The organism is Microbacterium sp. EYE_78, from assembly GCF_023149035.1.
GTDB lineage: Bacteria > Actinomycetota > Actinomycetes > Actinomycetales > Microbacteriaceae > Microbacterium.
This window is the reverse complement of record NZ_JAHXMY010000001.1, coordinates 832,737-855,118: the sequence shown is the minus strand read 5'-3', so window position 1 is coordinate 855,118 and position 22,382 is coordinate 832,737. Positions and strand designations below refer to the sequence as shown.

At 68.6% G+C, this 22,382-nt stretch carries 21 protein-coding genes and 2 tRNA genes; 14 read left to right on the top strand and 9 right to left on the bottom strand.

Annotated features, from left to right (window positions below; genetic code table 11):
- Positions 1-336: 336 nt before the first annotated feature.
- The 6 genes from dnaN (at position 337) to KZX17_RS04065 (ending at position 8,392) form a co-directional block, all read left to right on the top strand.
- Positions 337-1,479: a DNA polymerase III subunit beta gene (gene dnaN / locus KZX17_RS04090; RefSeq protein ID WP_248170615.1), complete on the top strand. Its 1,143-nt coding sequence runs from the start codon at positions 337-339 to the stop codon at positions 1,477-1,479.
- Positions 1,480-1,520: 41 nt separating this feature from the next.
- Entirely contained in the window at positions 1,521-2,687 is a 1,167-nt protein-coding gene (gene recF, locus KZX17_RS04085; RefSeq protein WP_248170617.1) for a DNA replication/repair protein RecF, read from the top strand.
- Positions 2,680-3,186 (top strand): DUF721 domain-containing protein, encoded by a 507-nt coding sequence (locus tag KZX17_RS04080; protein WP_374107901.1) that lies wholly within the window; start codon positions 2,680-2,682, stop codon positions 3,184-3,186. Before recF ends, KZX17_RS04080 begins: the two co-directional genes overlap by 8 nt.
- A 123-nt stretch (positions 3,187-3,309) precedes the next feature.
- Positions 3,310-5,352, top strand: coding sequence for a DNA topoisomerase (ATP-hydrolyzing) subunit B (gene gyrB, locus KZX17_RS04075; protein WP_248170619.1), 2,043 nt, complete (start codon positions 3,310-3,312; stop codon positions 5,350-5,352).
- Positions 5,353-5,396: 44 nt separating this feature from the next.
- Positions 5,397-7,988, top strand: coding sequence for a DNA gyrase subunit A (gene gyrA / locus KZX17_RS04070; RefSeq protein ID WP_248170620.1), 2,592 nt, complete (start codon positions 5,397-5,399; stop codon positions 7,986-7,988).
- The gene (locus KZX17_RS04065) at positions 7,985-8,392 is read left to right on the top strand and encodes a DUF3566 domain-containing protein (protein WP_248170621.1); all 408 of its coding nucleotides are present in this window, start codon (positions 7,985-7,987) and stop codon (positions 8,390-8,392) included. Before gyrA ends, KZX17_RS04065 begins: the two co-directional genes overlap by 4 nt.
- A 21-nt stretch (positions 8,393-8,413) precedes the next feature.
- On the opposite strand, the gene KZX17_RS04060 is transcribed toward KZX17_RS04065, so the two are convergent.
- Complete coding sequence (locus tag KZX17_RS04060; protein ID WP_248170622.1) at positions 8,414-9,124, bottom strand: VIT family protein; 711 nt, start codon at positions 9,122-9,124, stop codon at positions 8,414-8,416.
- Positions 9,125-9,238: 114 nt separating this feature from the next.
- Here KZX17_RS04060 and KZX17_RS04055 point away from each other — a divergent pair.
- The 3 genes from KZX17_RS04055 to KZX17_RS04045 all read left to right on the top strand — a co-directional run bounded on the left by KZX17_RS04055 (position 9,239) and on the right by KZX17_RS04045 (position 10,146).
- A tRNA-Ile gene (locus tag KZX17_RS04055) sits at positions 9,239-9,312 on the top strand.
- Positions 9,313-9,326: 14 nt separating this feature from the next.
- Positions 9,327-9,399: transfer RNA gene (locus tag KZX17_RS04050), tRNA-Ala, on the top strand.
- A gap of 321 nt (positions 9,400-9,720) precedes the next feature.
- Positions 9,721-10,146, top strand: coding sequence for an NUDIX hydrolase (locus KZX17_RS04045; RefSeq protein WP_248170623.1), 426 nt, complete (start codon positions 9,721-9,723; stop codon positions 10,144-10,146).
- Positions 10,147-10,149: 3 nt separating this feature from the next.
- Here the strand turns inward: KZX17_RS04045 and KZX17_RS04040 are convergent, their stop codons facing one another.
- Together KZX17_RS04040 and KZX17_RS04035 are read right to left on the bottom strand one after the other, a co-directional pair.
- Entirely contained in the window at positions 10,150-10,647 is a 498-nt protein-coding gene (locus KZX17_RS04040) for an aminoacyl-tRNA deacylase (protein WP_248170624.1), read from the bottom strand.
- Entirely contained in the window at positions 10,640-11,209 is a 570-nt protein-coding gene (locus KZX17_RS04035) for a DNA helicase (protein WP_248170625.1), read from the bottom strand. The genes KZX17_RS04040 and KZX17_RS04035 overlap by 8 nt, the downstream gene beginning before the upstream one ends.
- A 98-nt stretch (positions 11,210-11,307) precedes the next feature.
- On the opposite strand from KZX17_RS04035, the gene KZX17_RS04030 reads away from it, so the two are divergent.
- Entirely contained in the window at positions 11,308-11,865 is a 558-nt protein-coding gene (locus tag KZX17_RS04030; protein ID WP_248170626.1) for a peptidylprolyl isomerase, read from the top strand.
- Between the two features lie 7 nt (positions 11,866-11,872).
- A complete protein-coding gene (locus KZX17_RS04025; RefSeq protein WP_248170627.1) occupies positions 11,873-12,748 on the top strand; it encodes a rhomboid family intramembrane serine protease in 876 nt (291 codons plus the stop codon).
- A 72-nt stretch (positions 12,749-12,820) separates the two neighbouring features.
- Here KZX17_RS04025 and KZX17_RS04020 read toward each other — a convergent pair whose 3' ends face one another.
- Positions 12,821-13,057, bottom strand: a complete 237-nt coding sequence (locus tag KZX17_RS04020) for a cell division protein CrgA (protein WP_248170628.1) — start codon at positions 13,055-13,057, stop codon at positions 12,821-12,823.
- A gap of 56 nt (positions 13,058-13,113) precedes the next feature.
- Here KZX17_RS04020 and KZX17_RS04015 point away from each other — a divergent pair, with 56 nt between their 5' ends.
- The 3 genes from KZX17_RS04015 to KZX17_RS04005 are packed head-to-tail and all read left to right on the top strand — an operon-like array spanning position 13,114 to position 14,719.
- Entirely contained in the window at positions 13,114-13,914 is an 801-nt protein-coding gene (locus tag KZX17_RS04015; protein WP_248170629.1) for a class E sortase, read from the top strand.
- Positions 13,914-14,078, top strand: a complete 165-nt coding sequence (locus tag KZX17_RS04010; RefSeq protein ID WP_248170630.1) for a hypothetical protein — start codon at positions 13,914-13,916, stop codon at positions 14,076-14,078. The genes KZX17_RS04015 and KZX17_RS04010 overlap by 1 nt, the downstream gene beginning before the upstream one ends.
- Before the next feature lie 2 nt (positions 14,079-14,080).
- The gene (locus tag KZX17_RS04005) at positions 14,081-14,719 is read left to right on the top strand and encodes a gamma-glutamyl-gamma-aminobutyrate hydrolase family protein (RefSeq protein WP_248170631.1); all 639 of its coding nucleotides are present in this window, start codon (positions 14,081-14,083) and stop codon (positions 14,717-14,719) included.
- A gap of 3 nt (positions 14,720-14,722) precedes the next feature.
- Here KZX17_RS04005 and pknB read toward each other — a convergent pair whose 3' ends face one another.
- The 5 genes from pknB to KZX17_RS03980 form a co-directional block, all read right to left on the bottom strand.
- On the bottom strand, positions 14,723-16,438 hold the full coding sequence (pknB, locus tag KZX17_RS04000) for a Stk1 family PASTA domain-containing Ser/Thr kinase (RefSeq protein ID WP_308194506.1): 1,716 nt from the start codon (positions 16,436-16,438) through the stop codon (positions 14,723-14,725).
- A gap of 70 nt (positions 16,439-16,508) precedes the next feature.
- Positions 16,509-18,329, bottom strand: coding sequence for a protein kinase (locus tag KZX17_RS03995; protein WP_248170633.1), 1,821 nt, complete (start codon positions 18,327-18,329; stop codon positions 16,509-16,511).
- Complete coding sequence (locus KZX17_RS03990; protein ID WP_248170634.1) at positions 18,326-19,780, bottom strand: penicillin-binding protein 2; 1,455 nt, start codon at positions 19,778-19,780, stop codon at positions 18,326-18,328. The genes KZX17_RS03995 and KZX17_RS03990 overlap by 4 nt, the downstream gene beginning before the upstream one ends.
- Positions 19,777-21,153 carry an FtsW/RodA/SpoVE family cell cycle protein gene (locus KZX17_RS03985; RefSeq protein WP_248170635.1) on the bottom strand — a complete coding sequence of 459 codons (1,377 nt, stop codon included), beginning with the start codon at positions 21,151-21,153 and terminating at the stop codon, positions 19,777-19,779. The genes KZX17_RS03990 and KZX17_RS03985 overlap by 4 nt, the downstream gene beginning before the upstream one ends.
- Positions 21,150-22,379, bottom strand: coding sequence for a Stp1/IreP family PP2C-type Ser/Thr phosphatase (locus tag KZX17_RS03980; RefSeq protein ID WP_248170636.1), 1,230 nt, complete (start codon positions 22,377-22,379; stop codon positions 21,150-21,152). Before KZX17_RS03980 ends, KZX17_RS03985 begins: the two co-directional genes overlap by 4 nt.
- Positions 22,380-22,382 lie beyond the last annotated feature (3 nt).

Below are 22,382 nucleotides of genomic sequence, written 5' to 3'. Positions count from 1 at the left end.
AACTGTGCGCCGCGCCGCTTCGAATGTGAACGAACGGCATCCGCCTGTGGATGAGTCGGTCTCGGCGTCGGACGGCGGGCGGCAGTTCGCGCCCGTCTTTCCGCAAGTCGCTCACAAGTTACACGCGTGTGGTTCCGGCTCGTCGACTGCTATCCACCGACTTATCCACAGTTTCCACAGCTGTTAACACCATGACAGAGAACTCTTGAATTGAAACCCGGTCCGATCACACCGAGGGGACGACGGCGTGCCGAAGACCGATGCTCGTCGGCTTCCGAACCGGCGGTACCTGGGCACTAGCATGAGAGGGCCCATCCCCACGTCAAGGGAGCATCAGTGAAGTTCCACGTCAACCGCGACGTATTCAGCGAAGCCGTGTCCTTCGTCGTGAAACTGCTCCCGCAGCGCAATCCCCAGCCGATCCTGGCCGGCGTGCTGATCGAGGCGACGGATGAGGGCCTGTCACTCGCCGCGTTCGACTACGAGGCATCCGCCCGCACGGTCATCGAGGCGACGGTCGACGAGCCCGGCACGATCCTGGTGCACGGTCGACTGCTGTCCGAGATCGCCAGCCGGCTGCCGAACGCTCCGATCCAGATCACGCAGGACGCCGACGGCGAGATCCTCCTGACCTGCGGGTCGGCGCGCTTCACCCTCGCGGCCATGCCGGTGGCGGAATACCCCGCCATCCCCGAGGTCTCCGGCGACTCGGGACTCGTCCCCGGCGACGATTTCTCCACCGCCATCGCGCAGGTGGCCTTCGCGGCATCCCGTGACGACGTCACGCCCGTCCTCACCGGCGTCCAGCTCGAGGTCACCGGCAACGAGCTGAGTCTCGTCGCAACCGACCGCTACCGCGTCGCGCTGCGAGAGATCACCTTCGACAGCGGCGCCGTCGCACGCGAAGAGGCGACCACCGCGCTGGTCCCGGCCCGCACGCTCACCGAGGTCGGCAAGACCTTCTCGCACTCCGGCGACATCCAGGTGTCGTTCTCCGGCTCGGGTGACCGCGAGATCATCGCCTTCACCGCGGGCAACAAGACGGTCACCTCGCTGCTGATCAAGGGAAACTTCCCGCCGGTCCGGCGGCTGTTCCCCGCACAGACCGAGCACTACGCCGTGGTCAACACCGCCGAACTCGCCGAGGCCGTCCGTCGGGTGTCGCTCGTCCTCGACCGCTCAGCGCCGCTGCGGTTCACGTTCACCGACGAGGGCGTGTCGATGGATGCCGCCGGCACCGAGCAGGCCCGCGCCACCGAATCGGTCGACGCGACGCTCACCGGCGAGGATGTCACGCTGGGCCTGAACCCGCAGTACCTGCTCGAAGCCCTCGGTGCGGTCAAGAGCGAGTTCACGCGCGTCACGTTCACCTCGAGCGAGAACGCGAACAAGCTCAGCCCGGTGCTCATCACCCCGCAGACCTCCGGCACACCCGAGACGTTCAAGTACCTGCTCCAGCCGAACCTGCTGCTGCGCTGACGCCCGACCGGGGCGTCGGACTCCCGACATAGGCTGAACCGGTGATCGTCGAGCACCTGAGTCTCGTGGACTTCCGCAACTATGCGGCTGCCGACGTGACCCTGGTGCCGGGACCGAACGTCTTCCTGGGCCGCAACGGTCAGGGCAAGACCAACCTCGCCGAGGCGATCGGCTACTTCGCGACGCTGGGATCCCACCGCGTCTCGCAGGATGCGCCGATGGTGCGCTACGGGGCGGATGCCGCATTCGTGCGGGCGCGACTTGGCTACGGCGAGCGTCGCATCCAGCTCGAGGCGCAGCTGAACCGATCCGGGTCGAACAAGGCGCGGGTCAACGGGTCGCCGGTGCGGACCTCGGAGCTGCCGCGCTACGCGCAGGTCGTGCTCTTCGCGCCGGAGGATCTGCAGATCGTCCGCGGCGACCCGTCGGCGAGGCGCCGGTTCGCCGATCAGCTGCTCGTGCAGCGCGCGCCGCGCATGTCCGGCGTGCTCGGCGACTACGACCGGGTCCTCAAACAGCGGACGGCGCTGCTGAAGTCGGCGCGGGCCCGTGGGATGAAGGCGGACCAGCTGACGACCCTCGACGTGTGGGACGACAAACTCGTCTCGCTGGGTACGGAGATCATCCGCGCCCGGCTGCGCGTGGCCGACGAGTTGGCCCAGCCGATGCGCGATGCCTATGAGGCGATCGCCGGGGCGGACCACGACCCCAGACTCGAGTGGGTCCTGAGCGTCGCCGGTGCGGATCCCGAGGAGGACGCGTCCGCATCGACGGACGAGCCCCTCCCCGGTGGGGTCGAGGCGCTCGAGGCATCCTTCCGCTCCGCACTCGCTGCCAAGCGCGTGCAGGAACTGGATCGCGGCGTGACGCTCGTCGGTCCGCACCGGGACGATCTGCTCCTCCGCCTCCGCGGGCTGCCGGTGAAGGGCTACGCCTCGCACGGCGAATCCTGGTCGACCGCGCTCTCGCTGCGACTCGCGTCGGCGCAGCTCCTGCGCGACCAACTGCGTCTGGGCGATCCCATCGTGATCCTCGACGACGTGTTCGCCGAGCTCGATGCCGATCGCCGGGCTCGCCTCGCCGGCGTGGTGGCGGACTTCGAACAGGTCATCGTGACCGCGGCGGTCGACACCGACGTCCCGGAGCCGCTCCGTGCCCGCACGGTCCGCGTCGAGGCGGGGACGATCGTGATGGATGCCGATGGCTGACGCATCGACCTCGCCCGAGGCATCCGAGGTCCCCCTCACCATCGCGACCTACTTCCGCCTGCGCGGTCTCGAGCCGTCCGCGGCGAAGAAGCGCCGCCGCCGTCGCCGCAACGACGACGACGAGAACCAGCCCTTCACCGCCGGTCGCGACCCGAAGGGCGTGGGAGACCTGCTCGCCGATCTCACGCGGCAGTCCGGTTGGGACGTCCAGCTGGCGAAGGAGGACCTCGTGCTGCAGTGGGCCGAGGTCGCGGGCGAGGAGACGGCGCGCCACGCGGATCCCGTCGCGCTGAGCGATGGCGTGCTGACGGTGCAGTGCGATTCGACGGCGTGGGCCAAGAACCTCCACCTCATGCGGACGACGATCGTCACGGAGCTGATCCGACGCTTCCCCGAGGCGGGTGTCGAGTCGGTGCGGTTCGTGGGGCCGGACGTCCCCTCGTGGAAATGGGGCCCCAGAGCCGTTCCAGGGCGGGGCCCTCGCGATACCTACGGCTGACCCACGTCCCGCAGCCTTGCGGACGATTTGCGGGCGCCACAGCGCCGCGCAGAGGCGGAGGAGGCCCGCAAGGCACTAGACTGGGGACAAGCCCAGACGATGGATGTGGAGCGCGCGAAACCGATGACGTCAGATACCCCCGACAACCTCCCCGAGGATCCCGCTCCCGCTTCCAGCCCCCGGATTCCCGCGGAGTACGGGGCCGACGAGATCCAGGTCCTCGAGGGTCTGGAAGCCGTCCGCAAGCGACCCGGCATGTACATCGGTTCGACCGGTGAGCGAGGGCTGCACCATCTCGTCTACGAAATCGTCGACAACTCCGTCGACGAGGCGCTCGCAGGCTACTGCGACACGATCAGCGTGACGATCCTCGCCGACGGCGGTCTCCGCGTCGTCGACAACGGTCGCGGCATCCCGGTCGACCCGCACTCGTCGGACCCCACCAAGTCCACCGTCGAGGTCGTCCTCACGGTCCTGCATGCGGGTGGCAAGTTCGGCGGCGGCGGATACGCGGTCTCCGGCGGTCTGCACGGCGTCGGATCGTCCGTGGTGAACGCGCTGTCGACCCGCTTCGAGGTGCAGATCTCGCGGCAGGGCCACGTCTGGCGACAGAGCTTCTCGAAGGGCGGCAAGCCCGACGGCCCGCTCGTGAAGGGCGAGGAGAGCGAGACCACCGGCACGACGGTCACCTTCTGGCCGGACGCCGACATCTTCGAGACCGTCGATTTCGACTACAACACGCTGCGCACGCGCTTCCAGCAGACGGCGTTCCTCAACAAGGGCCTGCGCATCATCCTCACCGACGAGCGTCCCGAGGCGATCGACGTCGTCGATCTCGAGGAGGGCGGGTCCGAGACGCGTCAGCGCCGCGACGACTTCCTGTACGAGCGCGGCCTCGTCGACTACGTCGAGTACCTCAACAAGGTCCGCAAGGCCGAGGTCGTCAACGACGAGATCATCGAGATCGAGTCCGAGGACACCGTCCGACACATCTCGCTCGAGCTCGCGATGCAGTGGACCTCCGGGTACACCGAGAACGTCTTCACCTTCGCGAACACGATCAACACGCACGAGGGCGGGACCCACGAAGAGGGGTTCCGGGCCGCGCTGACGATGTACATCAACCGCTACGCGCGCCAGGCGAACCTCCTCAAGGAGAAGGACGAGAACCTCGCGGGCGAGGACATCCGAGAGGGGCTCACCGCCGTCATCTCCGTGAAGCTCTCCGAACCGCAGTTCGAGGGACAGACGAAGACGAAGCTCGGCAACACCGAGGCGAAGGCCTTCGTGCAGAAGGTCGTGGGCGACCAGCTCAGCGACTGGCTCGATCGCAACCCCGCGCAGGCGAAGCTCATCATCACGAAGGCCCTCGAGGCGGCCACCGCGCGCCTGGCCGCGCGCAAGGCCCGCGAGACGGCGCGCCGCAAGAGCGTCTTCGAGTCGGCATCCATGCCTGAGAAGCTCAAGGACTGCACGAGCAAGGACCCGTCCATCAGCGAGATCTTCCTCGTCGAGGGCGATTCCGCCGGCGGCTCGGCCGTCTCGGGGCGCGATCCCGAGCGCCAGGCGATCCTGTCGCTGCGCGGCAAGATCCTCAACGTCGAGAAGGCGCGTCTCGACCGCGCCCTCGGCAACGCCGAGATCCAGGCGATGATCCAGGCGTTCGGCGCCGGCATCGGCCCGGACTTCGACGTCGCGAAGGCGCGGTATCACAAGGTCGTCCTCATGGCGGATGCCGATGTCGACGGGCAGCACATCACGACGCTCCTGCTGACGCTCCTGTTCCGGTACATGCGCGGCTTGGTCGAAGCCGGCTACGTCTACCTGGCGCAGCCGCCGCTGTATCGCCTCAAGTGGTCGAATGCCCCGCACGAGTACGTCTACAGCGACGCCGAGCGCGATGCGCTGCTGCGCGAGGGCGTGGCGGCGGGTCACCGCATCCCGAAGGACAACGGCGTGCAGCGCTACAAGGGTCTCGGCGAGATGAACGCCAAGGAACTGTGGGAGACGACGATGGACCCCGAGACGCGCACGCTGCGTCAGGTCACCATCGACGACGCCGCTGCCGCCGACGAGATCTTCTCGGTGCTGATGGGCGAGGACGTCGAAGCGCGGCGCGGATTCATCCAGCGCAACGCGAAGGACGTCCGCTTCCTGGACATCTGAGTCCGCCCACCCGGCACGAGACGACGAACGAAGACTGAGAGAACATGGCTGACGAAGAGCGCCCGGACCCGAACGCCGGCTACCAGCACGGGAACATCGATCAGGTCGACCTCCAGGTCGAGATGCAGCGGAGCTACCTCGACTACGCGATGAGCGTCATCGTCGGCCGTGCGCTGCCGGATGTGCGGGACGGTCTGAAGCCCGTGCACCGCCGCGTGATCTACGGCATGTACGACGGCGGCTACCGTCCCGACAAGGCGTTCTCCAAGTGCGCCCGCGTCGTCGGCGAGGTCATGGGTCAGTACCACCCGCACGGCGACAGCGCGATCTACGACGCGCTGGTCCGCCTCGTGCAGCCGTGGTCGCTGCGGTACCCGCTCGCCGACGGGCAGGGCAACTTCGGCTCTCCCGGCAACATGGGTGCCGCCGCCCCGCGATACACCGAGACGAAGATGGCCCAGCTCGCCCTCGAGATGGTCCGCGACATCGACGAGGAGACCGTCGACTTCGAGGACAACTACGACGGTCGGACGCAGGAGCCCGCGGTTCTTCCCGCCCGCTTCCCGAACCTCCTCGTGAACGGTTCCGTCGGTATCGCGGTCGGCATGGCGACGAACATCCCGCCGCACAACCTCCGCGAGGTGGCCGACGGCGCGCTCTGGGCGCTGCAGAACCCGGATGCCTCCCGCGAGGAGCTGCTCGACGCACTCCTCGAGCGCATCCCCGGTCCCGACTTCCCGACCGGCGCGCAGATCCTCGGCACCAAGGGCATCCGCGAGGCCTACCGCACGGGCCGCGGCTCGATCACGATGCGCGCCGTCGTGAGCGTCGAGGAGATCCAGAACCGGACCTGCCTCGTCATCACCGAGCTGCCGTACCAGGTGAACCCCGACAACGTCGCCGCGAAGATCACGACGCTCGCCCGCGAAGGCAAGCTGAGCGGCATCGCGGACATCCGCGACGAGACGAGTGATCGCACCGGCCAGCGCCTGGTCATCGTGCTCAAGCGCGACGCCGTCGCGAAGGTCGTACTGAACAACCTGTACAAGCACACGCAGCTGCAGGAGAACTTCGGCGCCAACATGCTGGCGATCGTCGACGGCGTCCCGCGCACGCTGCCGATCGACGGATTCATCAGCTACTGGCTGACCCACCAGTTCGAGGTCATCGTCCGCCGCACCCGCTATCGGCTGCGCGAGGCCGAGAAGCGCATGCACATCCTGCGCGGATACCTGAAGGCGCTCGACGCGCTCGACGAGGTGATCGCCCTCATCCGTCGTTCGCCGACCGTCGACGAGGCCCGCGAGGGACTCAAGTCACTCCTAGACATCGACGACGCGCAGGCCGACGCCATCCTGTCGATGCAGCTCCGTCGACTCGCGGCTCTCGAGCGGCAGAAGATCGTCGACGAGGCGAACGAGCTCGAGATCAAGATCGCCGACCTGAACGACATCCTCGCCTCGCGCGACCGTCAGAGCACGATCATCGCCGAGGAGCTCGGCGACATCGTGGCGAAGTTCGGGGACGAGCGCCGCACGCACATCCTGCACGGCTTCGACGGCGACATGTCGATGGAGGACCTGATCCCCGAAGAGGAGATCGTCGTCACCGTCACGCGCAACGGCTACGTCAAGCGCACGCGCAGCGACAACTACCGGTCGCAGCACCGCGGCGGCAAGGGCGTGAAGGGCGCGCAGCTGCGCGCGGACGACGTGGTCGAGCACTTCTTCGTCTCGACGACGCACCACTGGCTCCTGTTCTTCACGACGAAGGGCCGCGTCTACCGCGCGAAGGGCTACGAGCTGCCCGAGGGCGGTCGGGATGCCAAGGGTCAGCACGTCGCGAACCTCCTCGCCCTGCAGCCCGGCGAGGAGATCGCGCAGATCCTCGACATCCGCGACTACGCGGCCGCCGAGTACCTAGTGCTCGCCACCCGTGACGGCAAGATCAAGAAGACCGCGCTCACCGAGTACGACACGAACCGTCAGGGCGGCATCATCGCGATCCGGCTGCGCGGGCAGGACGAGGAGGGCGGCGACGAGCTCGTCAGCGCCATGCTCGTCGACTCGACCGACGACCTCCTGCTGGTCTCCCGCCTCGGCATGTCGCTGCGCTTCACCGCGAGCGACGAGTCGCTCCGCCCGATGGGTCGCTCGACCGAGGGTGTGAAGGGCATGTCGTTCCGCGAGTCGGACAGCCTGCTGTCGGCATCCGTCGTCCGTGACGAGGGCTACGTGTTCGTCGTCACCCAGGGCGGATACGCGAAGCGGACCGCCGTCGACCAGTACCGCGTCCAGGGTCGCGGCGGCCTCGGCATCAAGGTCGCCAAGCTGCACGATGACCGCGGCGAACTCGCGGGCGGGCTGATCGTCAGCGCCGACGACGAGGTCCTCGTGGTTCTTGCCAGCGGCAAGGTGGTACGCTCGGCCGTTGCCGAGGTGCCTGCGAAGGGCCGCGACACGATGGGTGTGGTCTTCGCCCGGCCCGACGACGATGACCGGATCCTTGCGATCGCACGCAACGGCGAGCGTGGACTGGCCGACGTCGCCGATCCCGACGCCCCCGCCGACGCGGTGAACCCTGCCGACGCGGACACCACTGCGGCCCCCGAGACCCCCGAAGAGAGTGACGCATGAGCTCCGTAGCCGACAAGCTGGCCAAGAAGTCCTCGAGCCGGACGACCGCGAAGCAGGTCCGCCTGCGGCTCGTGTACCTCGACTTCTGGTCGGCTGTGAAGCTGTCGTTCCTCGCGGCGGTGGCGCTCGCCATCGTCACCGTGGTCTCGACGTTCCTCGTCTACCTCGTGATCAGCTCGACCGGCCTCATCGGCCAGGTCGACGAGCTGCTCAGCGCGATCAACGGCGACAGCGGCTTCACGCTCGCCTCGGTGATCAACCTGCCGCAGGTGATGGCGTTCGCGGCCGTCGTCGCGATCTTGAACCTGATCGTCGTGACGGTGCTCGGCGCGGTCATGGCCGGCATCTACAACCTGATGGTCAAGGTCACCGGCGGACTGCTCGTCGGCTTCACCTCGAACTGAGCGGGATGCCGCGGCATCCCGTCACAGGACGGACGTGCCCAGCAGCAGCCCAAGGGCCCAGGTGACGGCGAGGGCCAGTGCGCCGCCGACGACGAGCCGGGTGACGGCGCGGACCTTGCCGGCGCCACCGAGCACGGCTGAGATGGTCCCGGTGAGTGCGAGCGCGATCAGCACCGCGACGAACGTCGTGGGCACACGCCATTCCGCCGGGGGCAGCAGGATCGCCAGGAACGGCAGCAGCGCTCCGAGCGTGAACGAGATCGCGGACGAGAGGGCTGCCTGCCACGGGCTGGTCAGCTCGTCGGGGTCGATACCGAGTTCCGCATCGAGGTGCGCACCGAGCGCGTCGTGGGCCGTCAGCTCCTCCGCCACCCGCCGAGCCGTCTCGTCCGAGAGCCCCTTCTCGCGGTAGAGCTCGGTCAGCTCGGCCAGTTCCTGCTCAGGCATCTCGGCGAGCTCGCGCTTCTCCTTCTCGATGAGTGCGCGCTCGGTGTCGCGCTGGCTGCTCACCGAGACGTATTCGCCGAGGGCCATGGAGATCGCACCGCCCACGAGGGCTGCCGACGATGCCGTGACGATGGGACCGAGGTCCGCGGTTGCGCCGGCCACGCCGACCGCGACGGCCGCAACCGACACGATGCCGTCGTTCGCCCCGAGCACCCCCGCCCGCAGCCAGTTGAGACGCTGACCGATGTTCGCGGCGTGCGGTTCGACGTGGGTGGGGGCGCTCATGACGCCAGTGAACCAGAACACCGGGATGCCCCGGGTCGCCGTCCGTCCGGATTCGTCAAACGGCGCCCTCTTCGGGTAAAGTCTTGGAGGTTGCAGGCGTGAGCCGGCAACGACGGGGCTATAGCTCAGGCGGTTAGAGCGCTTCACTGATAATGAAGAGGTCCCAGGTTCAAGTCCTGGTAGCCCCACCGTCACCGCACCGGGGGCCTTAGCTCAGTTGGTAGAGCGCCTGCTTTGCAAGCAGGATGTCAGGAGTTCGAATCTCCTAGGCTCCACAGTCCAGAAACGCCGGTCCCCTCGGGGGCCGGCGTTTCGTGTCCCGCACCGGGATGTGCGCCGCACGCGGCAGCCGCCTCCGCCGAGCAGAAGACGGACATCTTGCGCTGACCTTGAGGTGGTGTTGCGCTCCTCTTGCGGTCACGCGCGCACCATGGACATGTCGCCGATGGAGACGGTCACCCGAAGATCGGATCCAGCGATGGGCAGCAGCTCCGCGGGGGTACGCGGGGCACTCTGGGGCATGCCTGCGACATCGCCTGGGGTGCGTGGCTGGGGAGCTCGCGCCCCAGGCAGTCCCCCGACGCTAGGGTGAGGCCGTGGACATCCGCGTCGCTGCCTACGCCGTCGTCACCGAGGACGACCGGATCCTGCTCGCGCATTGGAACAGCCCGCAGCGACCTGCGTGGACCATGCCCGGCGGCGGCATCGACCCCGGAGAGGATCCGATGGATGCCGCGGTGCGGGAGGTCTTCGAGGAGACGGGGTTCCACGTGGAACTCGACGGCATCCTCGGTACCGATTCGTTCGTGATCGCCGCGAAGGACAGGTTCCATGGCGAGGGTCCGGTGCAGGCGCTCCGGATCATCTACCGCGCGCACATCGTCGGCGGTGCCCTGCGCAACGAGACCGACGGCTCCACCGATGAGGCAGCGTGGTTCCGGATCTCCGATGTCGCCGGGCTCACTCGTGTCGGCCTCGTCGACACCGCCATGAGGATGGCGGGGCTGATCCCGTCGGAGTGAGTGTCAGCGCTGCAGCTCGCCGATCGGGTCGGTGATGTCGGCGACCGTCGCCCGGTAGGCATCCAGCAGCTCGTCGGCGTCGACGAAGAGGCTGTACCCGTGCGCGCCCGCGCCCATGGCGATCCGTCGCCCCCGGATGGATGCGTCCGCGAAGACCGGCCACTCGGTCGTGCTGCCGACCGGGGTGATGGTCCCGCGCTCGAACCCCGTGGCGGCGAGGGCGAGGTCGGCATCCGGGAGCCGCAGCTTGTTCACGCCGACGACCGCCCGCAGCTTCGGCCACGAGATCGCCCGATCGCCCGGGACGAGCGCGAAGAGATAGGTGTCGTCGCTGCGCTTGACGACGAGGGTCTTCACGATGTCGGCGGGACCGAGACCGAGCAGTGCGGCTGCCTCCTCGAGGCTGCCGGCCGCCGGGCGCGCGACGAATTCGACGGACAACGACCGGGAGCGCGCCGCTGCTGCGACGCGCTCCGACGGGACCGGCGAGGATTCAGGCATCCGGTGCGCGCAGCGGGTCGTCCGCCACCCACAGTTCGTCGTCCGCGCGAAGGGTCTGCCACGCGGCGTAGAGCACACCGGCCGTCGCAGCGACGCCGAGGATGATCGCGATGACGCCTCCGGCGCCGATGCCCTGCTTCTTCTGCGGGACGCTCAGCTTCTTGGTCGCCTTCTTGCCGGCCTTCTTCGCCTTCTTGCGGAAGTCGTCGCTGTCGAAGCCGCCGAGGCCCTTGCCGTGAGCGAGACGGTGGCGCTTGTCGCTGGCGACGTCCCACACGGACAAGGCGGTCCCGACGACCGCACCCGCGGCCGGGACGATGGCGTCGTTCAGCACCTTGCGACCGGCGTCGACACCCCGGTCGACGTAGGGGGCGGCGAACTTGTCGTAGGAGTGCTTCGCGGCGGGCACGACGTGGTCGTGGTTGTACTTGCCGAGCTGGCGACCCGCCTCACGGGCGACGTCGCCGGCCTGGCCGACCAGGACCTGCTGCGACTCCCACAGGTTCGCGGCCTGCTTCTGAAGCTTGCGGAGTTCCTTCTTGGTCTTGCGGTTGAGGCTCACGGGCCCTCCCTTTTCGGGGTCATCCGGGGACGTAGTGGGTCCATACTGCCAGACGCATTCAGGCGGCGCGGGGGGTTGCAAGTGAGAGGATGATGAGTATGCCGATTCACTCCGCTGTCGCGACCCTGCACACCACCCACGGCGACATCGTCGTCAACCTGTTCGGCGATCAGGCGCCGCGCACCGTCAAGAACTTCACCGGTCTGGCCGACGGATCCCAGGCCTGGACCCACCCCGCCACCGGCAAGCCCGGCGAGGGTCCCCTCTACACGGACGTCATCTTCCACCGCATCATCCCGGGCTTCATGATCCAGGGCGGCGACCCGCTCGGCCAGGGCATCGGCGGCCCGGGCTACAACTTCGACGACGAGATCAGCCCCGAACTGACCTTCGCGAAGCCCTACCTGCTCGCCATGGCCAACGCCGGGCTGCGTCGCAACGCCATCACCGGCAAGGCCGAGGGCACCAACGGCTCGCAGTTCTTCATCACGACCGATCCCACGCCGTGGCTCAACGGCAAGCACACCATCTTCGGCGAGGTCGCCGACGACGCCTCGCGCGCTGTCGTCGACGCCATCAGCGCCGTGCCGACCGGTGCACAGGACCGACCCGTCGAGCCCGTCGTCATCTCGTCGATCGAGATCTCCGAGGCCTGACCCCTTCGTGACCGCCGCCGATCCCCGGGCCAACCCGGACAACTTCTGCTACCGGCATCCCGACCGCCAGAGCTTCGTGCTCTGTCAGCGGTGCCTGCGCACCATCTGCCACGAGTGCCAGACACCGATGCCGGTGGGGGTCATCTGTCCGGAGTGCCTCGCGGAGCAGCAGAAGGGCGCGCGGTCCGCTGAGGTGAAGCGGATGCCGGGGCGGTTCGCGCGCAAGATGCGCGGCGACCGCCCCGTCGTCACCTACGCGATCATGATCGTGACGATCGCGGTCTACGTCATCCAGCTCATCCCCGTCGTCGGCGGCGCCGTCACGGGTGCGCTCGCCTTCGCTCCGCCGTACGTCGTGCCGGCGACCGGCGCACCGTTCGAGCCGTGGCGGATGGTCACCGTGGCGCTCGTGCATTCCGCACCGCTGCCGTTCCACGTCGCCCTCAACATGCTGGCGCTGTGGGCATTGGGCCGGAGCCTCGAGCCGCTGCTCGGGAAGGTCCGGTTCCTGGCTCTCTACGTCCTCAGCGCCATCGGCGGCTCCGCGCTCGTCGCCCTGATAGCGCCCGGATCCGCGGTCGTCGGAGCATCGGGCGCCGTCTGGGGCCTGCTGACCGCGATGCTCATCATCGGCCGCAACCTGGGCGTCAACATCCTGCCGATCGCGATCCTGTTGGGGATCAACCTGGTGTTCTCGTTCGTCGGCTCGGGCGTCTCGTGGCAGTCGCATATCGGCGGCGGGCTCGTCGGGCTGCTCGTGGCATTCATCTTCTCGCGCACGCGCGCGCGCAATCGTCAGGGGCTGCAGGTGGGACTGCTGGTCACCGTCGGTGTTGCGCTGGTCGCCCTCGCCGTGACGGTGCCCGGACTGCTCTATCTCTGAGTTATCCACAGATTCATCCCCAGCTGGGGATGAATCACACGGGTGTAATTCCTGTCGGCGGACGTCGGAGCGTCAGCGCCAGCGGGTGGTCATCAGGAACCCCACGAACGCGATGCCGAACCCGATGACGAGGTTCCAGGCCCCGATGCTCGGGATCGGGAGCGCCTGACCGCTCAGATAGAACACGATGATCCAGACGAGCCCGATCAGCATCAGGCCCAGCATGATCGGCTTGAACCAGATCGGGTTCGGGGCTGCATCGCCCTCGGGCTCGACGAGCTGGTCCTCGTCCTTGTCTCCACGTGCCATGGCTGGAAGTCTACCTGCCAGCCCCAGCACAGCCTTCGCTGGCTAAGATCCGATCCGTGACCTCCTCGCCTTCCCCGGAGCACCACCCCACGCGCCGCGCGCGCCGCCGCCGTCGTCCCCGGCACCGCGCGACCTTCCTGAGCGTGCTCGGCGAGATCCTCATCACCGTCGGAGTCGTCGCCCTGCTCTACGTCTCATGGCACACCTGGATCGGCGATGCCATCGTGCAGAATCAGCAGCATTCGCAGGCGCAGGCGTTGGCGGACGAGTGGGCGGGCCAGGCCGAGGAGCAGCCGACCGATCCAGAACCGGGAGAGACGGACCCGGCCGACACCCCCGAGGCGGACGCCGTGCCCGTCCTCGGTGCGCAGTCGCACGCCGAGGTCTTCGGCATCATGCGGGTCCCCCGGTTCGGAGCCGACTGGCAGTTCCGGATCGCCTCCGGCATCTCCCGACCCGACATCCTCGACCGCGGCGAGATCGGGCACTATCCCGACACTGCGATGCCGGGCGCCGAGGGCAACAGCGCGTATGCCGCGCACCGGTGGACCTCGGGCGCGCCCTTCGACCCCATCGACCGGCTCGTCATCGGCGACGCGATCGTCGTGCAGACGAAGGCCGGGTACTACACCTACCGGTTCCGGTCGCTCGAGTACGTGCAGGACACCCAGGTCGAGGTGCTGCTGCCCGTCCCCAACAAGACGGATGTCGCGGCGAACGGCAAATACCTGACGCTGACGAGCTGCGCGCCGAAATTCAACTCGCTCGAGCGCATCATCGCGTACGCGGTCTTCGAAGAGTTCACCCCCGCCGCGGACGGTCCGCCGGCGTCGCTGACCGAGGGAGTGACCGCCTGATGTACGCCGCACTCTGGCGCGTACTGCCCGGCCCTTGGTGGGTGCGGGTTTTCATCCTGCTGGCGCTGGTCGCCGCGATCCTCTACCTGCTCTACTTCTACGCCTTCCCGTGGGTGTTCCAGACGCTGTGGCCCGCGGAGGAGTCGACGGTCGGCGGAGGCTGACCGTGCGCGGTGGCATCCGGGTGCTCGTCGTCGACAACCACGACAGCTTCGTCCACACCCTTGCCGGGTATCTGCAGGAGCTCGGTGCGGAGATCGATCTGATCGAATCGGACGACCCTGACGTGCTCCTGCGGACGGATGCCTCCCGCGCCGTCCTCCTCTCGCCGGGGCCAGGCACACCCGAGGACGCGGGCGCGTCCCTCGAGGTCGTCGGCCGGTGCCGCGACCGGGCGATCCCGCTGCTCGGCGTCTGTCTCGGTCATCAGGCGATCGCCGTCGCGTTCGGCGGCACGGTGTCGTACGCCACCGAGGTCATGCACGGTCGCACATCCCTGGTCCAGCACGACGGGAGCGGTGTCTTCGCCGGGATGCCCCAGCCTTTCATCGCGAACCGCTACCACTCACTGGCGGCGGCGCGGGACACCATCCCTGACGTCCTCCGCGTCACCGCGTGGACGCAGGAGGGCACCGTCATGGGGCTCACCCACCGGACACTGCCGATCCACGGCGTCCAATTCCATCCCGAGAGCGTCCTGACCGCCGGGGGCCATCTGCTGCTCGGCACATGGCTGGAGGGCATCGGCGTGTCCGGCGCCGCGGCGCGCGGCGCCGGTCTGTCTCCGCACCGCCAGCCGGTCTGAGCGTCAGCCGCTGCAGGTCGTGAGTGTGATCTCGCTTCGGACCGGCACCTCGCCGATCGCGGACTGCACCTTCACCATCCGCGGATCGGTGGCCGGACACGACGGGTCCTCGACGACGACCGGCGTCAGTCCGTAGTCCTCGGACTCGAGGATCTCGACGGCCTTGTCGACGGAGTAGTTGAGCGCGAAGTCCTCGACGGTGACGGTGCCGCTCGAGATCACCACGTCGACCGCCGTGTCCTCCGGCAACTCCGAGCCGTCGGTGACGGAGGATCCCCCGGCCGTCGCACTGATCACGATGTCCGCGGAGAGCTTCGGGTCGTTCCGCCGTGTCACCGAGCCGAGGCGGAGCCCTGCGTCCTCGAGCGCCGTCGTCGCCTCCTGGAGCGTGAGGTTCTCCAGCGTCGGGACGGTGGAGGTCTCCACACCGCTCGAGACGTAGACGGTGATGAGGTCGCCGGGCGCCACCGTCGTCCCCGCCAGGGGGTCGGTGCGGATGACGGCACCCTCGGGGATCTCGGCGCTCGCCTCCGTCGCGCGCTGCGCCTGGAGCTCCTCGTCGGCGAGCACCTCCTCGGCCCGGTCCCATGTCATCGTGACGATGTCGGGCACCTTGAGGACGTTCGGACTGATCGCCTCGGTGTCGGGCCGGATGGTGTTGACCCAGATGAAGACCGAGAGGAGGAGCACGGCGAGCATCGCGATCCCCGCCCAGACCCACGCGACGGGCGGCCCTGCCTGCGTCCGACGCATGGTGTCGTCGCTCGTCAACTGTCGAAGCGATCGAGCCGTCTCGGCGGCCTGACGAGGATCGGGGCCGTAGAGTTCGTTGCTGAGCGATTCGACGCGGCGCTTGCTCGGCGCCTTCCGACCGGTCGCGGACGCCAGCGCATCCCGGAAGGCGACAGCCGTCTGCGGGCGCTGGAAGGGATCCTTCGCCAGCGCGCGCAGGACGAGCGCGTCGAGCGATCGAGGCGCGGCATCCGTCACCTCGGACGGTGGGACCGGGGCCTCGGACACGTGCTGGTAGGCGACGGCGATGGGGTTCTCGCCGCGGAAGGGCGGCCGGCCGGTGAGCAGCTCGTAGAGCACGATGCCGGCCGAGTAGATGTCGGCGCGCGCGTCGACCGGGTCACCCTTGGCCATCTCGGGCGAGAAGTACGACGCGGTGCCGATGATGTTGGTGGTCTCGGCGACCGTGGACGACGAGTCCGACACCGCGCGTGCGATGCCGAAGTCCATGACCTTCACCTGACCGGCATCCGTCACCATCACGTTGCCGGGCTTGATGTCGCGGTGCACCACGCCCGCGCGGTGCGAGTACTCGAGGGCTTCGAGGATGCCGTCTGTGTAGCGCAGCGCGTCGTCGAGCGGGACGGGCCCCTCGGCGATGATGTCCTTCAGCAGGCGACCGGTGACGAGCTCCATGACGATGTAGGGCTCGGGATGCGCCCGGCCCGCGGCATCCGTCCTCGTCTCCTCACCGGCGTCGAAGACGCGGACGATCGCGGGGTGGGACATCCGGGACGCCGACTGCGCCTCGAGGCGGAATCGCGTGCGGAACGCACCGTCTGCGGCGAGGTCGGGCTCGAGCAGCTTGATCGCCACCGCCCGACCGAGCGTCAGGTCCTCGCCGCGGTACACCGAAGCCATACCGCCACGGCCGATGAGGTCATCGACGCGGTAGCGGCCCGATAGTACGCGTGACTGGACGGACACAACACTCCCCGGACTGGAACTCCGAAAGCCTAACCGACCGTGGTCGAAAGGCTCCTGAAAGGCGGGGTGATCAGCCCTGGCTGCCGTCGCCCTCGCCTTCGGCGGGGGGTGCTTCGGCCGGAGTGATAGATGCGGACGCCTCCGGGGAGTCGCCCGAGCTGCGGTCGCCGTTGTCGCCGGAGCACGTGACTGCGTAGGTCACCGACAGTGCCGTGCTGTTCTCGTCGACCACGATCCCCTGCGGGCGCTGGTCGATGGAGAAGCTCGCGGTCGACTCGCCGTTGATCTCGAAGACACCGCCCGAGAGCGTCATGACGTAGCTGCTGGCGGTCGGCGCGCCGGCGGGGCAGGTGAAGCTGTCCCACATCACGCGGACGGTCGAACCTGCCGTGACCGTGCCGTCGCCGTTGCCGCCCTCGATGCGCGGCGCCGCCGGCGTGCCGATCTCGGTCTGCTCGGTGTAGATGAGGAGCGTCACCCGCTCGGTGAAGTCCACGTCGCCGGTCGGGTTGACTCGGTAGACCTGACCGACCTCATCCTCGGAGGGCGCGGGGTCGCCGTCCTGGCAGACGACACTTTCGAAGCCCTCGTCGGTGAGCGTCGCCGTGGCGTCCTCGCACGTCTGACCGAGCAGGTCGAGCGAGCCGGGGTTCCCGCTGGTCGGCGCTGCGGGGGTCGAGGGTGCGGGCGCACTGCTCGGGGGTGTCGACGGTGTCGACGGTGCCGAGCTCTGCGTCGTCGGCGTCTCCTCGGGCGCACCCTGCGGATCGCTGAGCAACGCGATGGAGGTGCCGATCAGCACGATCGCGAGCAGCACGATGAGGGCGATGAGCGGCCAGGTCCACCGGCTGCGCTTCTTCTTCGCCGGCTCCTGGCCTTCGGCGTCCGTCGCCAGCGCAGCGGTGCCCGTGCCGACCGCGGCGCCGACACCGGCTCCCGCCGCCGCGGCACCGGCGGAGGGCAGGATGCGCGTGGTCGCGTCCGACCCGCCGGGCGAGGTCAGCAGCTTGGTGAACTCGTCGGTCGACGCGGCGCCCGCGATCGCGGGGACGATGGCGGCGGCACCGGCCACATCTCCGCGGCGCAGCGCGTTCGCGGCGCGCGCCACCGCCGACGTGGATGCCGGCCGGTCCTCGGGCTTCTTCGCGATCATGCTCATCACGAAGCGCTGCACCGGCTCCGACACGGTGTCGGGCAGCGGCGGCGGGGTGTCGTTGATCTGCGCCATCGCGATCGCGACCTGCGACTCGCCCGTGAAGGGACGACGCCCCGCGAGGAGTTCGTAGGCGACGATGCCGAGCGAGTAGATGTCGGTCGCGGGGGATGCCGCGTGCCCCGACGCCTGCTCGGGCGAGAGGTACTGCACCGTCCCCATCACCTGACCGGTCGCGGTGAGCGGCACCTGGTCGGCGATGCGGGCGATGCCGAAGTCGGTGATCTTCACCCGGCCGTCGGGGGTGATCAGCAGGTTGCCGGGCTTGATGTCGCGATGGACGAGACCCGCCGCGTGGGCGGCCTGCAGCGCCGATGCGGTCTGGGCGACGATGTCGAGGGTCTTGTCGGTCGACAGGGCGCCTTCGCGCTCGAGGATCGTCGAGAGGGCCTCTCCGGGGACGAGCTCCATCACGAGGAAGGCGGAGCCGTTCTCCTCGCCGTAGTCGAAGACGCTCGCGATGCCCTCGTGGTTCACGAGGGCGGCGTGACGGGCCTCGGCGCGGAAGCGCTCGAGGAAGCCCGGGTCGCCCATGTACTCGTCCTTGAGGATCTTGATGGCGACCGTGCGGCCGATGACGTGGTCGGTGGCCTCCCACACCTCGCCCATGCCGCCGATCGCGATCCGCGAGTCCAGTTCGTACCGTCCGCCGAAGCTCACACCCTGCGTCGGTCTCATTCGCTCAGCACCGCCTCAATCACTCTCTTCGCGATCGGGGCCGCGATCCCATTGCTCGTACCGTCCTGGCCGAGCCCACCACCGTCCTGAACCATCACCGTGACGACCACTTCCGGGTCCTCCGCGGGCGCGAACCCGGTGAACCACAGTGTGTACGGGTCACCCGGGTTGTGCTCCGCCGTGCCGGTCTTCCCAGCCACGTCGACGCCCTCTATTCTCGCACCGCTCGCGGCGCCGTTTTGGACATTGCCGACCATCATCTGCGTCAGCGTCTCGGCCTGCTCGGGGGTCAGCGCCTGACCGAACTGCGAGTCCGCGGGTTCGTCCTGGACGGCGAGATCGGCGGCCACGACACGGTCCACCATCCGCGGATTCATGACGATCCCGTCGTTCGCGATGCCCGCGGCGACCATCGCCATCTGCAGGGGCGTCGCGCGGACGTCGGTCTGCCCGATGCCGCTGAGCGCGGTCTGCGGCTCGTCGAACCCTTCGGGGTAACTCGACGCGGTGACGTCCAACGGGATCTCGAAGGACGAGTTGAACCCGAACTTCTGCGCCTGCTCACGGATGGCATCCGTTCCGAGCTCGAGGGCGAGCTCGGCCATCGGGATGTTGCAGCTGAGCCGCAGCGCGGTCTCGAGCGTGGTCTCCTCGCCCGGTCCGCAGGTGCCGCGGTCGAAGTTGTGCAGGATGTTGTCGGTCCCGGGCAGACGGAAGGTCGCCGGGTTGTCGAAGGTCGAGTCGGGCGTGTACTCGCCCGAGGCGAGCGCTGCCGCCGCGACGACGAGCTTGAAGGTCGACCCCGGCGGGTCCGTCTCCTCCGTCACGCGGTTGGTGCGCGGACGCAGCGGGTCGTCGCGCAGCTGCTGGTCGGCCGCGTTGACCTCGGAGCTGTTGTGCGACGCCAGCAGGTTGGTGTCGAAGCTGGGGCTCGTGGCCATCGCGAGGATGCGGCCACTGTCCGGCTCCATGGCCACGACCGCGCCCTCGAGTCCGTCGAGGGCGTCGTACGCCACCTTCTGCACATCGGGGTCGAGCGAGAGCAGCACGTTCGACCCGCGGGGCGGCTGACCGCTGACGATCTGGTCGAGGCGCGTCAGGAACTGCTGGCTGCCGGTGCCGGCGAGAGCGGCGTTCATGGCGCGCTCCAACCCGGTGGAGGAGCGCAGGACCGGGTTGATGAACCCGGTCACGGGCGCCCACATCTCGGCATCCGGGTACTGCCGGATCCAGCTGTAGATGTCATCGCTCGGCTGCGATGACGCGATCGCGGTGCTGCCGGCGAAGATCGTGCCGCGCTGCACCTCGTACGAGTCGTACAGCGTGCGACGGTTCTCGGGGTTCTCGGCGAGCTGGCCGGCGATGGCGACCTGGATCCAGCTCGTCGCGACGAAGAGGCTGAGGAACATGAGGAGCACGACGACGCTCAGACGGCGGAGTTGCTTGGTCATCCGATCACCACCCGGGGCCTGGAGCGGACGGCATCCGAGATCCGCAGCAGGATCCCGATGATGAGGAAGTTCGCGATGAGCGACGACCCACCCGCGGCGAGGAAGGGCATCGTGAGCCCCGTCAGCGGGATGAGGCGGGTCACGCCGCCGACCATGATGAACACCTGCAGGGCCAGCGTGAACGACAGGCCGGTCGCAAGGAGCTTGCCGAAGTCGTCCTGACCGGCGATGCCGACGCGGATGCCGCGGCTGACGAACACCATGTACAGCACCAGGATCGCGAAGACGCCGACGAGCCCGAGCTCCTCGCCGAGGCTCGGCAGGATGTAGTCGTTGTGCGCGAGCGGCGTGAGGTTCGGGCGTCCGAGGCCCCACCCCGTGCCGATCAGACCGCCGTGCGCGAGCCCGAAGATGCCCGAGACGAGCTGGTAGCTGCTGCCGTTGACGTAGTCCGGGTTGAACGCGTCGAGCCAGTTCGAGAACCGCGATCCGACGTACGGCAGGATCTGCGACGCCGCGAGGGCGCCGGCGACGGCGAGCAGCAGTCCGAGGATGGCCCAGCTCGCCTTGCCCGTGGCGACGTAGAGCATCGCGATGAACATGCCGAAGATGAGGATGCCGGTACCGAGGTCGCGCTGGAACACGATGATCGCGAGCGATGCGGCCCAGATGATGAGGAGCGGCCCGAGCTGCCGGGCCTTCGGCCACGTGATGCCGAGGAACCGGGTGCCGACCGAGGTCAGCGCCTCGCGCGTGCGCACCAGGTAGCCCGCGAAGAAGATCGCGAGACAGATCTTGGCGAGCTCGCCCGGCTGGAACGAGAAGACCCCCGCGATCGAGACCCACACGTCGGCGCCGGCTTCGAGCCCGAGGCCGGGGACGAAGGGCAGGAGGAGGAGCAGGATGCCGGTCACGCCGAAGATGTACGTGTAGCGGAACAGGATGCGGTAGTTGCGCAGGAAGACCACGATGAGGATGGCCCCGCCGATGGCGATCGCCGCCCACACCAGCTGCCGGAGGCCGAGCGAGCCCCATCCCACGCGATCGGCCGAGATGTCGAGCCGGTAGATCATGGCGACACCGAGGCCCGTGAGCAGCGTCGCGATCGGCACGACGAAGGGGTCGGCGTCGCGCGCGCAGATGCGCGTCACGACGTGCAGCGCGAGGGCGAGTCCGGCCAGCGCGCCGGTGTACGACAGGAACGTCGGGTCGAGCTCGCCATGCGTGCCGAACTGCACCAGGACGGTCGCCGCGGTGGTGATGATGATGGCGAACAGGAGCAGGCCGAGTTCGCGGTTGCGCTGCGTGGCCGGCATCCGGAGCTTCCGCAGCGCCTTGATGACCGTGGTGTCGGTCTCGATCGAGGCTGTCATGGCGTCCCCAGGCGGAGGTTGTCGACGATCGCCTGAGCGTCGGCGAGCGAACGGGCGGAGATGGTCTGCTCGACCGACTGCCGCTGGTAGGCGGGCAGGTCTGCGAGCAGGATGTCGGTGTTTTCGTACGGCGTGGACAGCGAGATCGGGCCGATGTCCTGCTGGATGCCGCGATAGATCACGACGCTGTCGTCGTCGGGACCCACGAAGTAGCGCGTCTGCGTCCAGGCGTATCCGGCGAACACCGCCGCGGCGAGGGCGGCGACGATCGCGATGAATCCGACGATCCACCAGACGCGGCGACGTCGGGCGCGGCGACGGTCCTCTTCGATGAGCTCCTCGAGGTACTCGGCGGCCGGCTCGAAGTGGCTGGGTTCGTTGGCCGCCTGGCGACCGGTCTGGAACCACCCGGTGCGCACAGGCCGCGCGGCAGGGATGTCGAGGCCCTTCGGCGTCGCAGCCGAGCCCACCACGGTGGCCGTGCCGCTGAACATCGGGTGCCGGCCGCCCACGTCGACGAGGACGATCGTCACGTTGTCGGGGGCGCCCGCATCCAGCGCCTGCTTCAACAGCATGTCCGCGGTGCGTCCCGGGGCGAGGTCCTGCCGCAGGATCTTCGCGGTCTGGGTGTCCTCGACCACGCCGCACAGCCCGTCGGAGCAGATGAGCCAGCGATCGCCCGGCTGGGTCTGCATGATGAACGCGTCGACCTCGGGGTCGGTGCCCATGTCGCCCAGGACCCGCATGAGGACCGAGCGCCGCGGGTGGTAGCGGGCCTCCTCGGGTGTGATGCGCCCGGAGTCGACGAGCCGCTGCACGAAAGTGTGGTCGGTGGTGATCTGCGTGAGCGCGCCGTCGCGGAAGAGGTAGACGCGGGAGTCGCCGATGTGGGCGATCACGGCGTACTCGTCGACCATGAGCACCGCGCTCACCGTCGTGCCCATGCCCGCCAGCTCGGGTCGCTCGGCGACCGTGTCGACGAGGACGTGCGCCGCGTCGACGATCGCTTCGCGCAGCTCGCGCTCCGCCTCGGCGGGCGTCGGATAGGAGTGGTCGAGTCCTTCGAGGTGGTGGACGGCGATGCTCGAGGCGATGTCGCCGCCGGCGTGCCCGCCCATGCCGTCGGCGACGACGAACAGGTTCGAGCCCGAGAAGCCCGAGTCCTGGTTGTTGGAGCGCACCTTCCCGGTATGCGAGATGGCGGCGCTCGACCCTTCGAAGACCATCGG

What these genes read in the sequence shown, in the direction of transcription:
- gyrB (WP_248170619.1), top strand. Translation starts at nt 3,310, where the DNA reads ATGACGTCAGATACCCCCGACAACCTCCCCGAGGATCCCGCTCCCGCT.
- KZX17_RS04080 (WP_374107901.1), top strand. Translation starts at nt 2,680, where the DNA reads ATGGCTGACGCATCGACCTCGCCCGAGGCATCCGAGGTCCCCCTCACC.
- KZX17_RS04065 (WP_248170621.1), top strand. Translation starts at nt 7,985, where the DNA reads ATGAGCTCCGTAGCCGACAAGCTGGCCAAGAAGTCCTCGAGCCGGACG.
- KZX17_RS03995 (WP_248170633.1), bottom strand. Translation starts at nt 18,329, where the DNA reads ATGAGACCGACGCAGGGTGTGAGCTTCGGCGGACGGTACGAACTGGAC.
- KZX17_RS03985 (WP_248170635.1), bottom strand. Translation starts at nt 21,153, where the DNA reads ATGACAGCCTCGATCGAGACCGACACCACGGTCATCAAGGCGCTGCGG.
- gyrA (WP_248170620.1), top strand. Translation starts at nt 5,397, where the DNA reads ATGGCTGACGAAGAGCGCCCGGACCCGAACGCCGGCTACCAGCACGGG.
- KZX17_RS04030 (WP_248170626.1), top strand. Translation starts at nt 11,308, where the DNA reads ATGCCGATTCACTCCGCTGTCGCGACCCTGCACACCACCCACGGCGAC.
- KZX17_RS03990 (WP_248170634.1), bottom strand. Translation starts at nt 19,780, where the DNA reads ATGACCAAGCAACTCCGCCGTCTGAGCGTCGTCGTGCTCCTCATGTTC.
- KZX17_RS03980 (WP_248170636.1), bottom strand. Translation starts at nt 22,379, where the DNA reads ATGGTCTTCGAAGGGTCGAGCGCCGCCATCTCGCATACCGGGAAGGTG.
- KZX17_RS04040 (WP_248170624.1), bottom strand. Translation starts at nt 10,647, where the DNA reads ATGCCTGAATCCTCGCCGGTCCCGTCGGAGCGCGTCGCAGCAGCGGCG.
- KZX17_RS04060 (WP_248170622.1), bottom strand. Translation starts at nt 9,124, where the DNA reads ATGAGCGCCCCCACCCACGTCGAACCGCACGCCGCGAACATCGGTCAG.
- KZX17_RS04020 (WP_248170628.1), bottom strand. Translation starts at nt 13,057, where the DNA reads ATGGCACGTGGAGACAAGGACGAGGACCAGCTCGTCGAGCCCGAGGGC.
- KZX17_RS04010 (WP_248170630.1), top strand. Translation starts at nt 13,914, where the DNA reads ATGTACGCCGCACTCTGGCGCGTACTGCCCGGCCCTTGGTGGGTGCGG.